Source organism: Pseudomonadota bacterium (genome assembly GCA_026388255.1).
Taxonomy (GTDB): domain Bacteria; phylum Desulfobacterota; class Syntrophorhabdia; order Syntrophorhabdales; family Syntrophorhabdaceae; genus JAPLKB01.
In genome coordinates, this window is record JAPLKC010000107.1 from 1,634 (window position 1) to 2,493 (window position 860).

Annotated in this window: 2 protein-coding genes (1 of these 2 cut by a window edge); both read right to left on the reverse strand. The window is 41.5% G+C overall.

The features are described from left to right. Positions 1–365, reverse strand: partial view of a (Fe-S)-binding protein gene (locus tag NT178_16390; GenBank protein ID MCX5814100.1) — the 5' portion only. The gene continues 25 nt to the left of window position 1, outside the view; only the first 365 of its 390 coding nucleotides appear in the window; it begins with the start codon at positions 363–365; its stop codon lies beyond the left edge, outside the window. A 29-nt stretch (positions 366–394) separates the two neighbouring features. After that, on the reverse strand, positions 395–860 hold a 466-nt coding region (locus NT178_16395), incomplete at its 5' end, for a heterodisulfide reductase-related iron-sulfur binding cluster (protein MCX5814101.1).

Consider the following 860-nt stretch of genomic DNA (forward strand, 5'->3'; position numbering starts at 1 on the left):
AGCTCCAGAAAATGGTACACCTTCTGTGGCATCTTATTTCTCAGAACATTGTCGATTAAATTTATCATGCAACCAGGACATGCAGTAACGACTATATCTGCGCCTGTTGCTTTGATGCCGTCCATTTTTTTATCTGCAATCTTCTTTGTAAGGTCATAGTGATAAACGCTAAAGGAACCGCCCATACCACAGCACATATCAGCATTGGGCATTTCAACATATTTCAAACCTTTTAAAGCCTTCAGGATCATCCTTGGCTGGTCTTTAATGTTCTGATACCTTACAAGGTGGCACGGGTCGTGCCATGTGGCCGTCTTACCTTCAAATTCCTTTTTCAGTTTGAATTCTTCCAGTGGTACCTTCATAACATCAATAATAAACTCGGTGCTGTCTTTTACCTTCTTTTCAAATTCTTCATATCTTTTTTGCTGATCTTCATTGTCCGGGAGGTACTTCTGATTTTTTGCTGATCTTCATTGTCCGGGAGGTACTTCTGATAATCCTTCAAAGTCGAGCTGCACGTAGCGCAACCTGTTACGATATAATCTACATCTTTAAATGCTTTAATGTTTTTTTCTGCAAGCATCCTGCCTGTCTCAAAATCACCGCTGAAGTAAATGGCAGCACCGCAGCAGTTCTGACTTTCGGGAACAACCACTTCAATGCCCTTTTTTGTCAAGAAATCAATAATCTTCAGCCCCAGCTCAGGGTATATAAAATCCATTGCACACCCCATAAAGAAGCCAACCTTCATTTTTGCTGCCTGACCGTTCTGTGGCTTATAGACAGGTTTAACCATATCACGTAGAAACTTGTCAGCAAGTGCAGGAATATTCCTTCCCTGACCAAGCGCCTTCAAA